This window comes from Nocardia sp. CC201C (genome assembly GCF_030010695.1).
Classification (GTDB): domain Bacteria; phylum Actinomycetota; class Actinomycetes; order Mycobacteriales; family Mycobacteriaceae; genus Nocardia; species Nocardia otitidiscaviarum.
On sequence record NZ_JASCXP010000659.1, the window covers coordinates 1 to 2312 of the forward strand.

At 66.9% G+C, this 2312-nt stretch carries 3 protein-coding genes; all 3 read right to left on the bottom strand.

What is annotated here, in order from left to right:
* A partial coding sequence (locus QK444_RS35595) for a hypothetical protein (protein ID WP_282786423.1) occupies positions 1-578 on the bottom strand: 578 nt, incomplete at its 3' end.
* Positions 579-637: 59 nt separating this feature from the next.
* Positions 638-1039 (bottom strand): Sec-independent protein translocase protein TatB, encoded by a 402-nt coding sequence (tatB, locus tag QK444_RS35600; protein ID WP_143979531.1) that lies wholly within the window; start codon positions 1037-1039, stop codon positions 638-640.
* A gap of 156 nt (positions 1040-1195) precedes the next feature.
* The coding region (locus QK444_RS35605; protein WP_282786424.1) for a trypsin-like peptidase domain-containing protein at positions 1196-2312 on the bottom strand (1117 nt) is incomplete at its 5' end.

The window sequence follows — 2312 nt, forward strand, 5'->3', positions numbered from 1 at the left end:
CCCGGTCGGTATACCCGGCGGGCGGCACGATCCTCGATACCGCGGCGCACCCGCCCGGCCCGCGCCACCGTGCGCCGCAGCCGCGGGTCCGCCGCCACCAGGTAGCGCAGGCTGGGGGAGAGCTCGGGCCCGCCGAGCACGATCAACCCATCACGGTCGAGATCCAGCGGGCGGCCGGGCAGGAAGCGCTCGATGGTGACGGTGAATCCGAGTTCACGCAGCAGTTCCAGCAGCCGGTGCGGCCCGGCCGGGTCCGGCGCGCCCACCAGGGCCATGGCGCGGGTGGTGGACCGTACGTCAGGGGTGAGGATGGTGAGCGGTCCGTGCCCGAAGAACAAACCTTCCGGCACCGGTCCCTGCGTGCTCACCTGATGGATGCGCGCCCGGGAAAGCCCCGCCGCCGCACCGATTCTCGCGAAGGTCCAGCCCTCCGCGTGCAGTTCCCTGATGACCGCACGCCGAATTCTGGTGAGCTCGTTGATGGTCTGCTGGGCTGCGGCCACACCATCGGTGGCCGCCTTGAGGCGTTCGACCTTGTCCTCGATCGCGAACACCCGTGCCACCTCATCGGCCGACATAACCGAAGTCTAGGCACCTGAACAGCTCTCGGCGTCTACTCCGGTTTACTTGGCCCGAATTAGGTCGCGTCGGGATCCAGCGGCGGGCGCTCGTTGCGCTCCAGCGGTTTAGCCGGTTCCGGCATCGAAAAACTGCCGTAATTGCTGCTAGGAGCGCTGACGGGTTTGTCGAATTTTCCGGTGAAGAGGGAATCGTCGCCGTCGAGAAGGTGTTTGGTCACCATCGACCGCGGATTCATACCGCGGAGTTCGTTCAACTGCTCGAGCGGTTTCCGGATCTCCTCGAATTCCGGCCCGAGTTCCTGCTTCAGCGACGTCGTCGCGCCGGTGGCGTAATCGCGCACCTGTCGCAGCGTTTTACCGGTCCAGCGAATAGCGCCGGGCAGCCGCTCCGGTCCGAGGATGACGAGGGCGGCGACGACCAGGATCATCATCTCGCCCCAGCTGATATTGCTGAACACGGTATCTTCTTGCCTCCGCTTCGCTCCGGCTGTTCGCGGCCCCGGGGGACCTCGCTGTTTCCCTCCTCCGCTCCTCCGTTTCGCTCCCCCGCTCCAGAACCGAGGCGGGGCCGCGAATCGCGAGGTGTTTCCTGTCGAGGTGTCGTTCGAGGGTGGTCAGTCTGATTCGAGAGTAACCGGGACATCTACTTCCCGGCCGTCGCGGATCAAGCGGACGGTGACCGTCTGGCCAATTTCCTGTGACTGCACCGCGACGGTGAGCTCCTCCGGGCCGGTGACCTCGCGGTCGCCGACCCCCACGATCACGTCGCCCTCCACGATGCCCGCCTTGGCGGCCGGGCCGCCGGCCTGCACATCGGCCACCTCGGCACCGCTCATCACGTCATTGGCGACGATCTTGGTGCGGGCGCTCACACCCAGCCGGGGGTGGTGCACCTCACCGTTGTCGATCAGCGCCTGCGAAATCCGCTTCACCTGATCCACCGGAATGGCGAAACCGAGGCCCACCGAACCGCCGCTCTCGGATTTGATGGCGGTATTGATGCCGACCAGTCTGCCCTGCATATCCACCAGCGCGCCGCCGGAGTTGCCGTGGTTGATGGCGGCATCCGTCTGCACGGCGTCGAGCGTGGCATCGGTGTCGGTGCCCTCACCGCCGACCTTGACCGGCCGATTCAGCGCCGACACGATACCGGCGGTGACCGTCTCCTCCAGGCCCAGCGGTGAACCGATGGCCAGCACCTGATCGCCGACCTTCACATTCTCCGATTCCCCGAGCTGGATGACCGACAGATTCTTCACGTCCACATGCAGCACGGCCAGATCGGATTTGGGATCGCGTCCGACAATGGTGGCCGGAACCCGCGTGTTGTCGGAGAACACCACCTGCAATTTGGCCTGGCCGGTCTTGTCGTTGGCGGCCAGCGAGATCACGTGATTGTTGGTGACGATATGGCCCTCGCCGGAAATCACCACCCCGGAACCGGAGGAGCCGCTGTCGCCGACCCACGCCCGCACCGTGACCATGGCGGGCATGACCGCGCCGACCACCCGGCCGATCTCACCGGCCGGGATCTCGCCGCCGCCGGCGGTCTGCAACTCCACCTTGCGCGCGGTGAGCGAGGAGGCGGACTGACCGGCGAACAGGCCGATCACACCGCCCAGCAGACCCGCGAGCACGCCCAGCACCACCGCCACCGTGCCCAGCGCGAGCAGCGCCTCCGGCTTCACCTTGCCGCCGAACAGCACCTCGCGGGCGGTCAACTGCTCCCCG